The organism is Paenibacillus sp. Leaf72, assembly GCF_001422685.1.
Lineage (GTDB): Bacteria > Bacillota > Bacilli > Paenibacillales > Paenibacillaceae > Pristimantibacillus.
This window is the reverse complement of the sequence record NZ_LMLV01000001.1, coordinates 613895-632571: the sequence shown is the minus strand read 5'-3', so window position 1 is coordinate 632571 and position 18677 is coordinate 613895. Positions and strand designations below refer to the sequence as shown.

General features: G+C 46.3%; 14 protein-coding genes. All 14 read left to right on the top strand.

Going from position 1 to position 18677, the window contains the following annotated elements; all coding sequences use genetic code 11:
* Positions 1-61 precede the first annotated feature (61 nt).
* On the top strand, positions 62-1519 hold the full coding sequence (glgA, locus tag ASF12_RS02805) for a glycogen synthase GlgA (protein WP_056029248.1): 1458 nt from the start codon (positions 62-64) through the stop codon (positions 1517-1519).
* Positions 1501-3462 (top strand): glycoside hydrolase family 15 protein, encoded by a 1962-nt coding sequence (locus ASF12_RS02800; RefSeq protein ID WP_056029245.1) that lies wholly within the window; start codon positions 1501-1503, stop codon positions 3460-3462. Before glgA ends, ASF12_RS02800 begins: the two co-directional genes overlap by 19 nt.
* Before the next feature lie 475 nt (positions 3463-3937).
* The gene (locus tag ASF12_RS02795) at positions 3938-5383 is read left to right on the top strand and encodes a 4-hydroxyphenylacetate 3-hydroxylase family protein (RefSeq protein WP_235533026.1); all 1446 of its coding nucleotides are present in this window, start codon (positions 3938-3940) and stop codon (positions 5381-5383) included.
* Entirely contained in the window at positions 5370-5750 is a 381-nt protein-coding gene (locus tag ASF12_RS02790; protein WP_056029242.1) for an NUDIX hydrolase, read from the top strand. Before ASF12_RS02795 ends, ASF12_RS02790 begins: the two co-directional genes overlap by 14 nt.
* A gap of 12 nt (positions 5751-5762) precedes the next feature.
* Complete coding sequence (locus ASF12_RS02785; RefSeq protein WP_327204891.1) at positions 5763-6962, top strand: Xaa-Pro peptidase family protein; 1200 nt, start codon at positions 5763-5765, stop codon at positions 6960-6962.
* A 4-nt stretch (positions 6963-6966) separates the two neighbouring features.
* Entirely contained in the window at positions 6967-7986 is a 1020-nt protein-coding gene (locus ASF12_RS02780) for a cysteine synthase family protein (protein ID WP_056029233.1), read from the top strand.
* Between the two features lie 20 nt (positions 7987-8006).
* A complete protein-coding gene (gene pyrE / locus ASF12_RS02775; protein WP_235533024.1) occupies positions 8007-8663 on the top strand; it encodes an orotate phosphoribosyltransferase in 657 nt (218 codons plus the stop codon).
* A gap of 186 nt (positions 8664-8849) precedes the next feature.
* Positions 8850-10040, top strand: coding sequence for an MFS transporter (locus ASF12_RS02770; RefSeq protein ID WP_056029230.1), 1191 nt, complete (start codon positions 8850-8852; stop codon positions 10038-10040).
* Between the two features lie 131 nt (positions 10041-10171).
* Complete coding sequence (locus ASF12_RS02765; protein ID WP_056029224.1) at positions 10172-10966, top strand: Cof-type HAD-IIB family hydrolase; 795 nt, start codon at positions 10172-10174, stop codon at positions 10964-10966.
* Between the two features lie 288 nt (positions 10967-11254).
* A complete protein-coding gene (locus ASF12_RS02760) occupies positions 11255-12208 on the top strand; it encodes an ABC transporter permease (RefSeq protein WP_056029221.1) in 954 nt (317 codons plus the stop codon).
* 27 nt (positions 12209-12235) lie between these two features.
* Positions 12236-13135, top strand: a complete 900-nt coding sequence (locus tag ASF12_RS02755; protein ID WP_056029218.1) for a carbohydrate ABC transporter permease — start codon at positions 12236-12238, stop codon at positions 13133-13135.
* A 210-nt stretch (positions 13136-13345) separates the two neighbouring features.
* Complete coding sequence (locus ASF12_RS02750; protein ID WP_235533023.1) at positions 13346-15133, top strand: ABC transporter substrate-binding protein; 1788 nt, start codon at positions 13346-13348, stop codon at positions 15131-15133.
* A 316-nt stretch (positions 15134-15449) separates the two neighbouring features.
* Positions 15450-17204: a sensor histidine kinase gene (locus ASF12_RS02745; RefSeq protein WP_056029215.1), complete on the top strand. Its 1755-nt coding sequence runs from the start codon at positions 15450-15452 to the stop codon at positions 17202-17204.
* Positions 17197-18618: a response regulator transcription factor gene (locus tag ASF12_RS02740; RefSeq protein WP_056029212.1), complete on the top strand. Its 1422-nt coding sequence runs from the start codon at positions 17197-17199 to the stop codon at positions 18616-18618. Before ASF12_RS02745 ends, ASF12_RS02740 begins: the two co-directional genes overlap by 8 nt.
* Positions 18619-18677 lie beyond the last annotated feature (59 nt).

Genomic DNA, 18677 nt, shown 5'->3' with positions numbered 1-18677 from the left:
TATCTACAGCGTGTCGCAGCCTCTGCTGGCTACATTTTTGAGCGAAACAGGAGGAGAAAAAATGAATATTTTGTTTGCAACTTCGGAGGCCGCGCCACTCGCAAAAACCGGCGGCTTGGGCGACGTTGCAGGCGCTCTTCCCAAAGCATTGGTTAAACGTCAAATCGGCACAAGCGTTATTTTGCCAAAATATGAGGACATTCCAGCAGAATATTTGGAATATTTCGAACAAATCGCTTCCTTCAACGTTTCCTTTAGCTGGCGTAATCAATATTGCGGGTTATTCCGTGGAGAAATCGAAGGCGTTTGCTATTATTTGATCGACAATGAGTTTTATTTTAAGCGCAGAGGGTTATATGGATATGGAGACGATCCTGAGCGCTTTGTGTTTTTTAGCTTTGCTGTGCTGGAGGCGCTAAGCTTTATGGATGTGCTTCCGGATGTCATCCATTGCCACGATTGGCAGACCGCGCTCATTCCGTTTCTGCTCAAGACGCAATATGCGGGGCAATGGGCACATATCCGCACTGTTTTCACCATCCATAATCTCAAATATCAGGGCGTACTAGGCATCAAGCAGCTTCAGGATTTAACCGGTGCGGATGATGAAGCTTTTGGCCCGGATGGGCTGGAGTTTCATGGCGCAGCCAGCTGTTTGAAGGGCGGCCTGGTGTATGCAGACAAGCTGACGACAGTCAGCCATACTTATGCGGAAGAAATCAAGGGCAGTGAATATGGCGAGCGTCTGGAGGAGCTGCTGCGGCATCGCGAAAGCGATCTTCTGGGCATTGTTAATGGCATTGATGATGAGTCCTATGATCCAATGAAGGATTCCTCGCTGCATACGCCATACCGTAATTCAATTAGCCGAAAACGGAAAAACAAGATCGATTTGCAGCAGGAGCTCGGGCTTCCGGAATCGGAGGAAATTCCGCTCATGGGCATGGTCAACCGGCTTGTAGAGCAGAAAGGGCTGGACCTCATCACGGCAAGGCTTGAGCTGCTGCTGCAGGAGGATATCCAGCTCGTCATTCTTGGTTCGGGCGAGTGGCATTATGAGCAGCAGCTGCAGCAGTTCGCGCTGCGTTATCCTGACAAAATTGCGGTAAAGCTTGGCTATAACGAGAGGCTTGCTCGCCGCATCTACGCAGGAGCTGATTTATATTTGCTGCCTTCACGCTTCGAGCCTTGCGGAATCAGCCAGCTCCTTGCGCTGCGCTACCGTGCTGTCCCGATCGTTAGGGAGACCGGGGGATTAAAGGATACCGTCCAGTCTTTTGATGAATATACTGGTGAAGGAAATGGCTTCAGCTTTGTGGGCTATGATGCCGATGAATATTGGAGTACGGTTAGCAGAGCGCTGCGCGTATACCGCAATCCAGAGGCCTGGAAGCAAATTATAGACAATGTCTCCAAGGAGAACTATAGCTGGAATCGCTCGGCCAAAGCCTACGTAGCCGTATATCATCAACTTTTGTTACAGCGAGAGGAGAACAAACCATGCCCCGTCACCTTGTAATTGGCAATGGCAAGCTGTTAGTGAATTTGGATCAAACCTGTTACATCCGCGATATTTATTATCCTTATGTGGGACAGCTCAATCATGTGGGCGGCCACTATTGCCGCTTCGGAATTTGGATTGGCGGCGTCTTCTCCTGGCTGGATGAACCCGAGTGGAACATTGAGCTTGGGTATATTGACGATTCGCTCGTTACGAACATCATAGCCAGACATGCTGGGCTTGGTGTCGAGCTGCAGATGAATGATGGCATTCATCAGCGTGAATGCATTTATATTAAGCGGGTCGTCGTACGAAATTTACGCAATGATGGCCGCGAGGCAAGGCTGTTTTTTCATCAGGATTTGATGATCGATGGCTCGGAGGTAGGCGATACAGCTGCGTATTACCCGGAAAATAATACGCTGTTTCATTACAAGCGCTCGAACTATTTTATGTTCAGCGGCTCAAGCGATGAAGGCGGCTTGATGCAATATTCGACGGGAATCAAACGGTTCCACTCTGCGGAAGGCACCTGGCGTGATGCAGAGGATGGCGTGCTAATGGGCAATACGATTGCCCAAGGCTCCGTAGACAGTACGATTGGCCTCAGTGCCAATGTGCCGGGGGACGGCGAAAAAACGTTTTATTATTGGATGTCGATTGGCAAAAACCTGGAGGAGGTCAAGGAGCTTAATCAATACGTCCTTGATAATAGCCCAGAAAAGCTGCTTAGCCGCGTCGTCATCTATTGGAATCATTGGCTGAGAAGAGCCGAGAGCGATTTGGGCGATTTAAATGAGAGCATCAGCCGCATGTTCCGTCACAGCCTGCTCATCGTGCGCACGCAGGTAGATGAGCGCGGCGCGATTTTGGCGGCGAATGATACGGATATATTGCAATACAATCGTGACCATTACAGCTACATGTGGCCGCGTGACGGCGCATTAATCGCCGAATCGATGTCGCTTGCCGGCTACCAGAGCGTTATTGCGCCATTTTTCAATTTTTGCGCAGCAGCGCTTGCGCCAGATGGCTATTTGTATCACAAATACAATCCGGATGGAACGGTCGGCTCCAGCTGGCATCCGTATATCGTACAGGGCAGCCAGCGGCTTCCGATTCAGGAAGACGAGACGGCGCTCGTCCTGTTCGCGTTATGGCAGGATTATTTGCGCAATCAAGTCATTGAGCTGCCTCAGTCCTTGTACAGCAACTTGATTCGCAAGGCAGCTACCTTTCTTAGCAGCTATATAGAGCCTGAGCTGTCGCTGCCTAAACCGAGCTATGACCTGTGGGAAGAGCGTTATGGCATCTGGACCTATACCGTCGCTTCTGTATATGGCGGCTTAATGGCGGCAGCCTTCTTCACCGAGCTGTTCGGCGATTATGAGCGCAGCGACCATTACCGGAATACAGCCCAGACGTTTAAGAACGGCATGCTGACACAGCTGTGGGATGAGGAAAGCGGACGGTTCGCGCGAGGGCTTATTCAGAAGGACAATGGCTGGGTGAAGGATATGACGCTGGAGAGCAGCGTATTCGGCATTTGGGAATTTGGCGTGCTGCCGGTCGATGATGATAAAGTTGTTCGGACGATGAATGCGATCAGAGATGGGTTGAAAATCCAGACCGACGTCGGCGGACATGCACGGTATACGAACGATTATTATTTCCAGCAAACCGGCGATATTGATAAAATTCCGGGCAATCCGTGGATTATCTGCACGCTATGGGTCGCCAATTACCAAATTGCTTCTGCACAGAAGCTGGATGATCTGGAAGGGCCGAAGCAGACGCTGCAATGGGTCGTGGATCATGCTTTATCCAGCGGATTGCTGGCAGAGCAGCTGAATCCGTTCGACGGCAGCCCGCTCTCTGTCGCACCGCTCACTTGGTCGCATGCGACATTCATTCAGAGCGTTAGCAAATACGCAGAGAAGTATAAGCAGCTCAAGGGCTAAATCTATCAAGTATCATTCATAAGCAATTCCGGCAGGATAAAGAACGCAGCAATCGTTCTTTGTCCTGCTATTTTTTTGCGGAAACCGCATCCTGCTCTGACGGGAAGATCTGCTGTTATATACAGGAAAGTTTGTCTGTACCATCAATATAAATGTCGTATATTTACAAATAATAAAACGCTTACATGACATATAGAATGGCTTTAGTTTTCGCGATAAATAGATAAAAAGCAGCAGTTTCCATTACGGGAGCGGCTGCTTTTTATCGTTTTAAACCATTTTCAAAGCTAATTACGACAAAAAAAGTCTATATTCGACAGCTAATTTCGACAGACTTTTTCATAAAATTAAATTACCATTACATATGTAATTTGCTATAATTATCTATTTTTTATTTTATGTTTAATTTAGATTTTTTATAAACTAATTATCAAGATTTTTATGGTAAAAAATAATGTAAGAGGTGTTGAATAACGTGCAAACCTATGAATTTTCAGCTAAAAGTGCCTATTTGAAAAGAATGAAAGGGAGAAATTCTGTTTATTTAAACGGGATTCAAGTGGATGTAGCGACAAACCCGGCTTTTGCGGGTGCGATTGGTTGTATTGAAAAGTATTATGATTTGCAGGAAGAACAATCCGATATTCATTGTTTTAACGATGGCAGCCACAATGCCGCAATTAGTCTGCTAGTCCCTTCAACAATCGAGGATTTGCAGCGGAAAAGAAAATCCTACAAGGCTGTAGCGGATATTTCCTTTGGGATGTTGGGCAGAACGCCAGATTTTATCAATGCCGCTTTAGCTACGTTATATGCTCATTCTAAGCAGCTGGGAAGCAATCCGTTTGCTAATTTCTCGGAAAATATGAGAGCTTACTATCAATATGTGAAAGAGAATAACTTATTTGTAGGGCATGGGGCTATTAATCCGCAAATTGATCGTTCTTTGCCTCTTGGCTCCCAAATCAATGAATATGCGGCCGTGAGAATCGTAAGCCATGATCAAAAAGGAATCGTCGTTACTGGGGCAAAAATGATCGTAACCTTGGCGCCAATTGCAGATGAATTGCTCATTTTTAATATGCCAGGGTTAAAGCCGGGTGACGAGGACTACGCGGTTTCTTTTGCTTTGCCAATCGATTACCCAGGCGTGAAAATTATTTGCCGAAAACCGATGGTGAATCCAGCCTATCATTCCTTTGATCACCCACTAGCTAACGCTTTTGATGAAATTGATGCTTATTTGATTTTAAATGAAGTATTTATTCCTTGGGACAAGGTGTTCGTGTTTAGAGATGTTGCTAAATCAAATTTATTCTACGATAAAACCTTTGCTAGAAACCATACGGGGCATCAAGGTATTGTGCGAGGTTTATCTAAAGCGGAGCTCCTCACAGGCATTTCCATTCAACTGGCGAAGATGCTGAAGCTTGATGGATTTATTAATATTCAAGAAAAGTTAGGAGAGCTAACCTCCTATGTTGAGCTTGTAAAAGCGAGCATCGCATGGAGTGAGGCAGAGGCAACGATAAGTGAGGAAGGAGTTATAACGCCAAGCATTAGCGCGATTCAGGCGATTCGCTATAATTTTCCGAAAATGTATGAAACGATGGTTAAAACCTTGCAATCTCTTGCCGCTGGTTCCATGTTGTCTACCCCGCATTATGAGGATTTTCTTAATTCGGATTTAAGCGACTTGGGGAGTGCGCTTACTACAGGTGAGACGGATGCGTTATCCCGGACTAAATTATTAAATCTCGCTTGGGATGCATCCGGTGATGGCTTTGGGCAAAGACAGTTAGTCTATGAATTTTTTCATGCTGGGGACCCGATGAGAATTGCCGCAGGACATTTTATAAATTATGACAAGCAAAACATGATCAACATGGTAGATAGGGTGCTGCTGCATGACAATGATTAGCTGTGCCTGCCTTGTAAAACAGGATAAAAACAAGCTGCTTCTCGTTAGGGTTAGGGATAATGAGCTGTGGTATTTGCCCGGTGGGAAAATAGAGCCAGGAGAGGACCCGCAGGAAGCTCTAGTAAGGGAATTGAAAGAAGAGCTGAATATAGAAGTTCAGAGGGAAAGCATTCAACATTTGACAACGGTAATAGGGCCTGCCTATAAAGAGGATGCCAACGTTGAGCTCATCTGTTATACAGCAACCTGGGCTGGACATATCGTGCCGTGTTCGGAAATTAGTGAAGTGGATTGGGTGGACTCAAGCGATAATAGCTTGCTTGCCCCTGCCGTTATTAAGCTGGTTGAGCAATTAGAGTTCGAATAAAACATGAGGTGAATGATGCTGTTTAATACGGAGCGATTATTATCAAAAATGAAAGAGCATAATCTGTCGGCCATTGTTGCGGCTACCAAAGAAAATATAAAATATTTTACAGGATTTGAGCCTGTAGTCAAAACGTTGAACCCTTATTTTGGACAATGCTTCGCAGTCATTACAAGCTGTGCTCCCGATAAGGTTCATATTGTGCATTCCGTTGGTGAAATTGACCAGATTTTAGATGCGAGAGTCCCCATTGGGGAAGTCATAACCTATGGTACCTTTTATCGGGAATATGGAGCAGACACCCCATTAACGGAAGACGAGCAGCGTTTGAACGATTTATCAAATCATGACAATGGAAATGTAAATGCCGAAGAAGGTCTTGTTGCGTTAATCCATAAGCTTAATCTCGCGAGTGAACGAGTAGGGATTGATGAGGATGGCATGAGAGGAAGCCGCTTGTCGATGATTAAAAGCAAGCTCCCTCAGGTTGAATGGGTTGAAAGCTCGGCGGTGATCCGAAGCGTTAGGGCGGTTAAAACGAGCTTTGAAATAGAGGCGCTTGCTTATTCGTCTATTTGTATCGAGAAAGCGATTAAAACCGTTATTGATCAGCTATATGAGGGCATTAATGAACAGGAAATTGTCAAAATTTTTTCATGCTCGATTGCAGAGCAAGGTGCTGTAGCTACATTGCCGATGATTAAAGTGGGCAGACATGCCGTCGGCGGCCAAAGAAAGCCTAGTGCTGACAACCGTCTAATGCCAGGAGATATTTTATGGTTTGATTGCGACATTGTATGTGATGGTTATTGGGCGGATATTGCCAGAGTTTTCGCCTACAAGGAGCTTAAAGCCGAATACTTGAAATATAATGCGCTGCATAAAGGGCAGCAAGAGGCGATAAAAAGGGTTAAGCCGGGGATGAAGGGCAAGGATGTGTTCCATCTGACGATGAATGCTGTTCATGAAGCAGGCTTTGAAAGCTATAGAAGGCATCATGTTGGACACGGAATTGGCCTAGAGCCGTACGAACTGCCTATTTTATCCCCAGCAAGCGATGATGTTATTGAAGAAGGAATGGTTCTTTCCATAGAGACCCCTTATTATGAATTTGGTCTTGGAGCCTTGCATGTAGAAGATCCTATCGTCGTGCTGCAGAGCGGCAATAAAATACTGACTACGGGTGATAGCTTAATTAAAATTGTGGGGTGACGCAATGATATATAACAATATTACGGAATGCATCGGAAATACGCCGGTTCTAGCTCTAGCTGATGATTTAGTTCCTAAGGGCAAAAGACTATATTTAAAGCTGGATTATTTTAATCCCAATTTTAGCATCAAGGATCGAACGGCTCTTGGCTTAGTGAAATCGGCTCTTGCTTCAGGAAAATTAAATCATGACAGTATATTAGTAGAATCTACCTCAGGCAATCTTGGGAAATCTCTGGCTATGCTAGGGGCTGTGTATGGGTTTCGGGTCATTATTGTTGTTGATCCAAAAGTAAGCGAAAGCTTGCTTAGGTGGTACCAGGCTTATGGGGCAGAAATCAGCATGGTCACTTCACCAGCAGCGGATGGCGGCTTTCAACGAGCGAGGCTGAACCGGGTTCAGGAGCTGCTTCAACAATTTCCTAATGCTTACTGGACAAACCAATATGATAATCCGCAAAATCCGCAATATCATTCTCAAACGACCGCATTGGAAATCGTGGATTTGCCGGTAGATTCTATTATTGGCGCAGTCAGCACAGGCGGGCATCTGTGTGGAATTGGGAAATATGTGAAAGAGCAGCGGCCGGATGTGAAAATTGTTGCTTGCGATGTAGCGGGTTCGGCTGTGTTCCGAGAAAAATTTTCTCCTTATTTGATTAATGGTGTAGGACTAAGCTGGAGAAGCGATAATACAGATATTTCAGTGTTGGATCAGGTGTGCATTGCCAGCGACCAGGAAGCGATATCGATGTGTCGTTTGCTTGCTCGACATCATGGTATTTTAATAGGGGGATCTGGCGGCTTGACGGTAGTAGCGGCTTTGGCTTGGCTGAATAATAGTGATTCACAAGCTGCTGTTGCGATTATCCCGGATACGGGCATCAATTATTTGGACCAGTTTTACGATGACGAATGGCTTGTTGAAAAAAATATAACGCTGCTTGATCGCTCTGAGCTGCAGCAAACGATTCAAAATAAAACGTTTGATTCATTACAAATGAAATCGAATGTTTTATCCTAAACGTTAATTAGAGATGGAAGGTGAATGAGCTGCGAGATATTAGTAAGGAATTTGCAAAGTTTATAGTCGATGATGGCATCATTAAATTTGGTGAATTCACATTGAAATCGGGAAGATTAAGCCCATACTTTTTTAATTTTGGTTCCTTCAATGATTCTGCGATGTTAGCGCGGCTGGGAAGCTTCTATGCAGATACGATTGTGAAGGAACAGATACCATTCGATATTATTTTTGGGCCCGCCTACAAAGGTATACCGATAGCGTTAACTACAGCACTGGCCTTGCATAATAACGATGCCATTAATGTTGGTTTCGCCTTCAATCGCAAGCTGCAGAAGCAATACGGCGAGGGCGGAAATATCATTGGCGCATCCCTTGCTGGCAAAAAAATTCTTGCGGTCGATGATGTGCTTACATCAGGCAGAACGATTAAAGAGACGAAGCAGCTCGTCGAAAGCGAGGGAGGCCAATTAACGGCATTTCTAGTTGCGTTGGATAGAGAAGAAAAAGGCTCCGAAACGGCATTATCCGCATTGGAGGAAGCAAGCAAAGCCTATAATGTGAACATATACGTCGTAGCTCGTATAACAGATGTTGTAGCCTACATGTCCGATGCTGCCGATAAAGAGCAGCATGTGACAAAAATTAAGGAATATCTAAATGTGTATGGGAAATAAGGAATTAAATGAAAAGAAGTCATTTCAGCCTAAAATTGGCTTCTTTTTTTTAAATATAGGAAAGTATATCATTTCGTTATCCTTTCTCTATATTCCACTCTTGAAACGAAAGCTTTGCCGCCAGAGGACGGCAAAGCCGTTTGCGCTTGTGCAGTAAGACAAACTAGCATAGGATAGAGGTTGACAATGGGTAGAGTAATGATGCAAATTAAAGCTTTAAATTTTTTAGTTTTTTCGACCTTCGCAATTTTGCTTCCTTATCTTCCGTTACTGCTTTCAGAGAGAGGCTTTAGCATCGCTCAAATTGGGCTGCTGCTTATGGTAGGCCCTTTCTTTGCAATTTTTCTTCAGCCCATTGTAGGTTACATTAGTGATAAATGGCATGCAGTAAAACGGATTTTATTGCTTTTATGGGGCTTGACAGGAATAAGTGCAGTTGGTTTGTTTTATATAAGCAGCAAGCTGTTGTCGGTTGTTTTTGTCGTTTCTTTATTTATGTTTTTCCTTTCCGCCATTCCATTGGTAGATACGCTGACTGTGAAAATGGCTGAAAAATTCAAAAGTACATACAGTACGATCCGATTGTGGGGCTCTATCGGCTTTTGTATGGTCGCTGTATTTCTTGGCGCTTATTTTGAACGTATCGGAGGATTAGACGCATTAATTAAAATCTATTTTCCTATTTGGCTTGCCGCCATCGTTATATTATTTAATTTAAATGAAGTGGACGGACAGGAGAGCAGCCGATTTCATTGGAAAGACCTCGTACAGTTAATAGGCAATAAAAAAATATTTGTCTTTTTGATTTTTTTATTGTTTTTAGCGGTGCCCCACCGAATGAATGATGCTTTATTCTCCATATACTTTAAAGAAATCGGTGCAAGTGATTCTATGATTTCATGGGCTTGGGCCATCATTGGCTTGAGCGAGATCATAGGTTTTTATATGTCGGCTAAACTATTGAAAAGGTTCCATCCCTTAAAGTTGATCATTGTGGCGTCTTTATTTTATATCATTCGATGGGTTTGTTATGTGTATACGACCGAGCCTTATATCATTTTAGCGTTGCAGTTGTTTCAAGCGATAACCTACAGCCTATTTTGGGCATCAGCCGTAAATTATATGGTTTTAGTGGTGCCTAAAGCATTTAGAACAACATCCCAATCGCTGCTGGCTATGATTTTTTTAGGCGTATCAGGCATTTTGGGAGGGTCCATAGGCGGTGCGGTTCAGCAAAATTACGGCGGGAATTATATGTATGTATTTGCTGCATGGTCCGTGTTTATCGCTTTGATTGGCTTTTTCGCTTTAAGAAAACAAGTGGATTCAGGCAGCATCCCCTCCAAAACGGAGGTAAAGGAGAAATATGCGGGCTGATTTAATAATAGTGGAAGTTTATGAAATTTTTATATATAATGGTCAAGCGCAAATGGAAGCTTGAGGGCGCATTGGCAAGCCAGAGATGTGCACAATGGAAATAAGGACTAACTGGAGGGAATTTTTCAGCCATGTATAAGTTAATCGCAATTGATATGGACGGCACCTTATTAAATGATCATCATATGATTTCTGAAAAAAGTATAAACATCATTAAGGAGCTTTCCTCGTCAGGCTCAGAAGTCGTATTATGTACCGGCAGAGGGCCGACAAGCACAAAATTTTATACGGACATCATTGGCATAAATGGTGTGGGCATCACTTTTAATGGAGCGATTACGATCGATTTTGAAAATAACCAGATTATTAATCAATATGCGATAAACGCTCCTCAACTTGAAAGCTTTATGAGCTATTGCCGAAAACACCAGATTCATTTTGATATTAACACGCCGTTTGATCTTTATGTTGATAAAGTGGAGCAGATGAGTAAAGAAATAGGTGATATATACGCCAGTTTTTATATTCATCCTAGATCGCTCCCGCAATTTGATAGTCTTGCAGATCCGTTAATTAAATTCACCTGTATCGGTACAAGTGAGCAATTAAATCAATTGCAAATTGATTTAAGCCTGTTGAGCCAGGAGCTCAATATTACAAGATCGGCGGATACCTTTATAGATGTTTTGAATATTCAAGCTGATAAGGGTAATGCCTTGAAAAACTTAGCCGAGCTGAGGGGGATAAAGAAAGAGGAAATTTTAGCGATTGGAAACTACTATAATGATATAACGATGCTAGAATCTGCTGGGCTTGGTATCGCGATGGATAATTCTCCGGAAGAGTTAAAGCTTTTGGCAGACGATATTACGTTGTCAAATAATGAGGATGGTGTGTACCACGCCTTGCAAAAATATTGTTTTTAAAATTTTCAAGCCACATGGGAGTGTAAAACGCCATGTGGTTTTTTATTTTGTCGGCAGGCCAGGTAGGAAAAGGTAAGAATTTGGTTCACTGCAGGGGGAATTTCGTGCAAATATCCCAAACGACTTTCTCTCGAGCTGAAACAGCTGTCACTCTCTGCTGAAGCGCTATTCACGCTAAACTAAAGGCAAGATCAACCGCTGGGTACTGGTGGATTCATTTTCGAGTAAGCGCTTACTCGAAGCGGGAAGCCTGGCATGCGGTTGCGACAACTTTACAGGAGGGATTACATGAAGGCGGCTATCCGTCCGCAAAGCTCGATATCTCGGCGAAGCGGCAGCTTGATACCGGACAAATTCCGTTTATTTTTATTTGCCTCTCCGTTCCTCGTGCTGATTTTATTGTTTAGCTACTTTCCGCTATACGGCTGGTTATATTCCTTCTACAATTATCGGCCAGGTTTTCCGTTATCGGAGACGCCGTTCGTCGGCCTGCAATGGTTTAAGGCGATTTTCTCCAACCCGACCCAGACGCAAGAGGTCATGCGGGTGATGCGCAATACGCTTGCGATGAGTACACTCGGCATTTTAACGTCGGTGTTCCCCGTTATTTTTGCTATTATGCTCACTGAAATTCGTACAACCTGGTATAAGAAAACGGTACAGGTGCTCACGACGCTGCCCAATTTCATCAGCTGGGTGCTTGTTTATTCGATAGCCTTCATGATGTTTTCGGTAGATAGCGGCGTCGTCAATAAATGGATGATTGCCCTAGGTTTTCAGGAAATGGGCATTAACTATTTGGCGCAGGACGACCACACTTGGCTGGCGATGACGCTGTGGGGCTTGTGGAAAGGGCTGGGCTGGGGAGCCATTATGTATATCGCAGCCATTTCCTCCATTGACCAGGAGCAATATGATGCGGCAAAGGTAGATGGCGCAGGCCGTTTCCGGATGATCTGGCATATTACCGTTCCGGGGCTGATGCCGACGTACTTTGTACTGCTGCTGCTTTCCATCGCTAATTTCATTAACAACGGCATGGAGCAATTTTTCGTCTTCCAAAATGCGATTAACAAAGATCATATCGAGGTGCTTGACCTGTACGTGTACAACACGGGAATGCTCGGCTTCAACTTCTCGTTTGCAACGGCGATCAGCATGCTCAAATCGATTATAAGCATTGTCTTGCTGTTTTTCGCTAATCAGCTGTCCAAAATCGTCCGCGGGGAATCGATCATCTAACTTGAACGAGAGGAAAGGAGGAGGCGCATGCATACGCAACGCCGGCTTGGGGACTGGCTGTTCCATATTTGCAACTATGGATTTTTCACCTTGTTTACGCTGCTTTGCCTGTTTCCCTTTTATTACCTGTTTATTAATACGATCAGCAGCAACGATCTCAGCGCCAGGGGACTGGTTACCCTGTACCCGAAAATGATTCATTTTGACAATTATATTCAGGTGCTGCAATTAAAGGGCTTGGCGCAGGCGGCACTTGTATCGGGCGGCAGAACGATTATTGGCACGCTGCTCACCGTCGCGGCTTCGGCCTTTCTCGGTTATTTATTTACGAAGCGCAAAATGTGGGCCAGAAGCTTCTGGTACCGTTTTGTCATCATCACAATGTATTTTAATGCGGGCATCATTCCGTGGTACATCATTATGATGAAGCTGAATATGACGAACAACTTTTGGGCGTATATTTTGCCTGCAGTCGTCTCGCCGTTTTATGTCATTCTCGTCAAAACGTTCGTGGAATCGATACCGGATGTGCTGGAGGAGTCGGCGGAAATGGATGGGGCAGGCTATATCGTTATTTTCAGCAAAATCATTATGCCGCTCATTACGCCGATTGCAGCGACCATCGCGATTTTTTCGGCGGTCAGCCAGTGGAACTCCTTTATCGATACCGTATTCCTTATGACGAACAGCAAGCTGTTTACGCTGCAATTTGTACTCTACAAGTATTTGAACGAGTCGACATCGCTCGCCGCGATTATTCGCAACTCCCAAGGCGCGGTAGGCAATATCGACCTGACGAATAAGCAGACAGCCACTTCGATTCGAACAACGGTTTCAATGATTGTCGTGCTTCCGATTTTGTTCGTATATCCGTTTTTCCAGCGGTATTTTGTCAAAGGCATTATGATTGGCGCGGTAAAAGGTTAAGGGCCAAGTGGCTATGAGTGATCAGCCATGTGCATGCATGGAAAGGGGGTGGCCTGCCGAAGTCGGAGGTCAAGCATAAGCATGAAACAAGGTGAAACGGCTGTCGCCGTCCTTTGGTGGCGCAGCGCATTTCAGTCCGAGAAATATAAGCCTATTTATAGGTGTAAAACTTATAAATGCTTATATTTTAAAAAAAGGGAGGCAACTGCATTGAAATCATTTCGTAAAACATTTTCCTTGCTGTTACTGGCGGCGATGCTGATCGTATCGACAGCAGCTTGTACATCGAACACGAACAATGGGCCAGGCAATACGGCCAGCACGGCACCATCAGCTGGAGGAGCAACCGAGACGGCAGGCAGCAGCCAGCAAGAAGAAATTACGCTTGATGTGTTCTCGATGCTGTCCAATTTCTCGGGCGAACAGACGGGCTGGTTTGCCAAAGTCATTAAAGATAAATTCAATATTAATTTGAACATTATTGCTTCGAACCTCGAAGGCGGCGGCGACGTCAAATTCGCCACGATGATGGCGGCAGGCAATCTTGGCGATTTAGTTATTTTCGGCGATGATGGCCAGAAGTATTTGGATTCAATCAAAGCAGGCATGCTGGTGGATTGGACGAAGGATGGTTTGCTGGACAGCAAGGGCCAAAATATTTTGAAATACGCTCCGAAGGCGATTGAGAAAAATAAAGCGAACTTTGGCGGCGGTTCCAGCGTCTACGGCATCGGCTTTGATGTTGGCGACGACAAGCCGGGCCCATCCGAGGCGAAGGATTTGACCTACAACCCGAATTTGCGCTGGGACTTGTATGAGAAGCTGGGCAGACCGGAAATCAATTCGATGGAAGATTATTTGCCCGTGCTCAAGCAAATGCAGGAGCTGGAGCCGAAAAGCGAATCCGGGCGACCAACTTATGCATTCTCGATGTGGGCGGATTGGGATGGCAATATGATGGTGCTGACGAAAGCATGGGCAGGCATTCACGGCTTTGACGAAGGCGACGGCTTTAATCCTGGCGGCTTCTCGCTCGTTTCGGCCGACAAGGACGAATATCAAGGCGTGCTGGATGAAGATGGCTATTATATGCGCGGACTCAAGCTTTATTTTGACGCCAATCAAATGGGACTTGTTGACCCAGATTCCATGACGCAGAAGTTTGAGGATGTTGTGAACAAAATGAAGGACGGCCAGCTGCTGTTCACCTTCTTCCCATGGCTCGATGATACGTACAATACCGCTGAGCATATGGCAGCAGGAAAAGGCTTTGCACTCGTTCCGTTCAAGGATGAGCGGACGTTCTCTTATGGCTATGACCCCTATGGAGGCAACCGCGTTTGGGCGATTGGCTCAAAAACGAAGCACCCCGATCGCGTTCTGGAGCTCATCGATTGGTTGTACAGCCCAGAAGGCAATATGATTTCCTCTAATGGACCAGAAGGTCTTAACTGGGAGCTGAAGGATGGCAAGCCGGTTCTGACTGCATTCGGCGAGCAGGCTCTGCCAGCAAATGATACAGCAGTACCAGAGGAGTTTGGCGGCGGTACGTGGAAGGATGGCATGAGCCAGCTGAACAATTCTACTTTCAAAAATACGAATATTAATCCCGACAATGGCGAGCCTTACGATTATAATCTATGGCAGTCAACGCTTGAGAAATCGCCAACGAAGCTTGATCAAGACTGGAGAGCTGCGATGGGCGGCGCTCTGACGGCTAAGGATTATTTGGAGAAAAATAATCAGCTTGCCATCATGCGTCCGCTGTTCACTGGCACACCGCCTTCCGTCATCAGCGATGAGCTGGAGCAGAAGCGCGGCCAAGTGGCACAGGTAATCAAGCAATTTTCGTGGAAAATGATTTTTGCGAAAAATGAAGCTGAATTCAATAAGCTGCGCCAGGAAATGCTCGATAAGGCGAAAGGCCTTGGCTATGATGACGTGCTGGCGTGGAACGTTGAGCAAAATAAGAAAGTATTCGGCTATCGCAAGCAGTAGGCAATAGGGTAATAAGCAGTAGGCAATAGCAGCATAGAATCTAAAGGTTTTAGGATCTCATTGTTGAATAGCTCATAGCCCCGCCAACTGGCGGGGCTAATTACGTCCTGCGGCAAACTCGGGCTTGAACGCTCCATGATTGAATGGGACCACGACTAAATCCGGTGGCAAAGAAAATCGCGAAAAGCGTCCATTCCCCCCTTGCATAAATGGCAAGCCAATCGTAAGATAATAACAAGATTTTCTAACTATAGTAAATGAACGTAAAAATATAGCACTGTCAGCGACATGTCCGAAAGAGAGGGATCAGCCCGCGATGTCAGCACAACAGCCGGTGCTTCACAACCGCTTTGCGGCCCGTTCCTTGCGGCGCACCTTAATTTTTTATGTGATGCTGGGCTGCCTGCTGCCGCTCGTTCTGGTCGGCTTTCTGACGTATTCCTCCATCTATGCGATCTTCTCCAACAAAATTCAAAGCGGAATTAGCGCCAGCCTGGGCCAAGAGGCGGTAAATCTTGAAAACGCTATCAATAATCTTGACTTTGCCTCCAAGCAATTTGCGCTCGATGGCCAAATCGTAGATGAGGTTTCTGAATTTTTGCAGGAGCGGCAAATTTCACGCAAATCCCAAATGATGACCGCCATTGATCAGAAAATCAATCTCGTTAATTTCACGAACCCTTATTTGGGCTTGACCGCTTACATTATGCCAGGCGAAGAAAACCCGGTGTTGTTTTCCAATTTGGCAATGAATCCGAACTTTGACAGCGAAGCGCTGCCCTTGTTTATTCATTATAATGGCGCGGATTATTATGGGCCGCATCCAACGCAGTACAGCTCCAGCAGCAATATGGTGTTCTCCGAGCAGCGCATCGTTCGGGTAGGCGGCGAGCATAAGCTATATATTTATTTGGAAACGAATTACAATTTATTTCGCAGTATTTTGCAGCAGCAGACCTACGGTATGAAGGTTACACATGTGCTCGTCAATGAGCAGGGCAGCATGACGTATATGGAGGACGAGAGCATGCCGATGCAGGTGCGGGACGCGGTAGATGCCGGTTTTCCCGAGCTGCATAAGGAGGTGGCGGATTATCATTTGTTCCGTTATCCAAGCGCCCAAGGCTGGCAGCTTATAGCCGTCGTCAGCAAATCGGCCTTTAACAGCGAAATGTATGCCTGGCTGGGTAAAATGCTCGTGCTGGCTTGCTCCACACTCGTCTTTGCGCTGCTGCTGGCGCTGTTCATTTGGAAGCAAATTTATCGGCCGCTGCGCAAGGTCAATGTAGAAATTGTGCGCATGGCGGAAAATCGCACAAGCCCGGTTTCTTTTACCAATGTCGAGGAGTTCGACTTCGTGCTTAATAATTTTCAAAATATGAAAACGACGATTAATGATTTGATTGCTGAGGTTGCCAACAAGGAAAAGCAAAAAGGACAATTCGAAATTGAAAAGCTGCTGAGCCAGATTAATCCGCATTTTTTGCATAATACGCTCAATACGGTACAGTGGCTGGCCCGGATGAACGGGCAGAAGGAAATTGATAAGCTGGTCACGCTGCTCGTCAAGGTGCTGCATTATAATTTGGGCAAGCAAAGCTTGATCGTAACCGTTGATGAAGAGATTGAAGCGATGACGAATTATATGGAGCTGCAGCGCATTCGTTATGATTATGAATTTGAATTTCAGCTCAACGTTGCCGATGAGGTGCTGCAGGTTGCGGTTCCGCGTTTTCTGCTGCAGCCGCTCGTCGAAAATGCCATTTACCACGGGATGAGCGACCGTACTGGGCGCATCGTTATTACAATTGAGCCTGTCGGCCTCGCGGAGATGCTGCTGCGGGTAGAGGACAATGGCTCCGGCATTGAGCCGGAGACGATTGCAAAGCTGCTGTCTGGTGACGACAGCAAGGCGAAGCGCGGGCTTGGCATTGGGCTGTCCTATGTGAACCGAATGCTGCGGCAATTTTATAATGGGCAGATGCAGTTTCGCATTGAGAGCGAGCTGGGTCAAGGAACGGTAGTGACCATCGTGATTCCACGTAAAGCGAAGGAGGAGTTCGATGATTAAAGCGATTGTAGTCGATGATGAGCGCTTGGTGCGCAAAGGCTTTATTTCGTTGTTCGACTGGTCAATGTTCGGCATTTCGATCGTTGGCGAGGCGGGGGATGGGAAAGCAGCGCTTGAGCTATTGGAGCATACGGAGGTTGATCTCGTATTCACCGATATAACGATGCCGCAGTTATCCGGCTTTGAGCTGATCGAGCAAATTAAGCAGCGCTTTCCCACTATTCGCAGCGTCGTGCTGACCTGCCATCATGAGTTTGATTATGTCCAGGAGGCGCTGCGGCTGGGGGCCATTGATTATATTGTGAAGACGCTGCTCGAGCCCGATAAAGCGGATGAAGTGATGCAAAGAATCGTTCAGCGCTTTCGATGGGAAAACAGCTTTCGCTCGGGGGCGGAGCTGAGCTCCGCAGCGGAGCGGATGAAGGCGGATGCTGCGCTGGTGTGTTATCCGCTAGAGGAAGGGGCAGGGAAAGAAGAGCTGTGCCGGCTGCCTGTCTTGAAAAATTTTACGCTGCTAGAGCTGAAAGGGCTATGGCTGATCCCGCTGCCGCATCTTACCCCAGATTCCGAATGGCAGCGGGAGCTGGCCCAGCTGTTAAAGGGCCGATTTCATTATGCTGTCGTTACGGGGCTGCAAGAAAAGGAACTCGCTGATGTGAAGCGTTTGCTGGAGGATCGCTTTGCTGCCGTGATGTTTTATAAGGCGTCCGGCCAGCATGACAGAATTCAAATGAGCTTTGGCGAGCTTCAGCAGTTTACGGCATCCACTGATCAGGAGGCTCAGCTTCTGCTGCTTGATGCTGATATGGCTGATTTGCGCTGGGCGCTTTACCCCGCTGCTTGGGAAACGTTCATAAGCCGCTTGGAGGGGCTGCGGGCGAGTGAGGAGCAGCTGATGCAATGGGGGCAAAGCTTATGCCAGAGCTGGGCCGCACTGCTCATGCACCCAAGTGAGGCGGAAGGGCTTCGCGCGGAGCTAGGGCGTTCGCGTTGCTGGCAGGACTTTAAAAGCTGGCTGCGCCGCTTCTCGGATTATGCCCAGCGCAGAATGCTTGCGCTGTCGCTATCCAAAGAGGTGTTTCAGTGCATGCTGCGTGCAACGGTCTATATTCGCCGCGAAGCGGCCGGCAAGCTTAATCAGGTTGATGTGGCGGATTATGTGAAAATGAGCCGGAGCTATTTTAGCGGCTGCTTTGCCCGTTTTGCCGGGATGCCCTTTGGCGTTATGCTTCGCGGCATAAGAATGGAGCGTGCGAAAGAATTGCTGCTCACGACAGAAATGCCCGTCTACGAAATTGCTTGCGCTGTAGGCTTTGAGGATGATAAATATTTCAGCAAGCTGTTCCGCGAGCTGGTAGGCAGCCTGCCTAGCGAGTTCCGTGCCGAGCGAGTGCGTATGGGCGGTTATTATTAGCATACAAAGAGCAAGCGGCGGTTGAGACGGCGGCAATCCAAGGGGAAATGGAGGGGGAG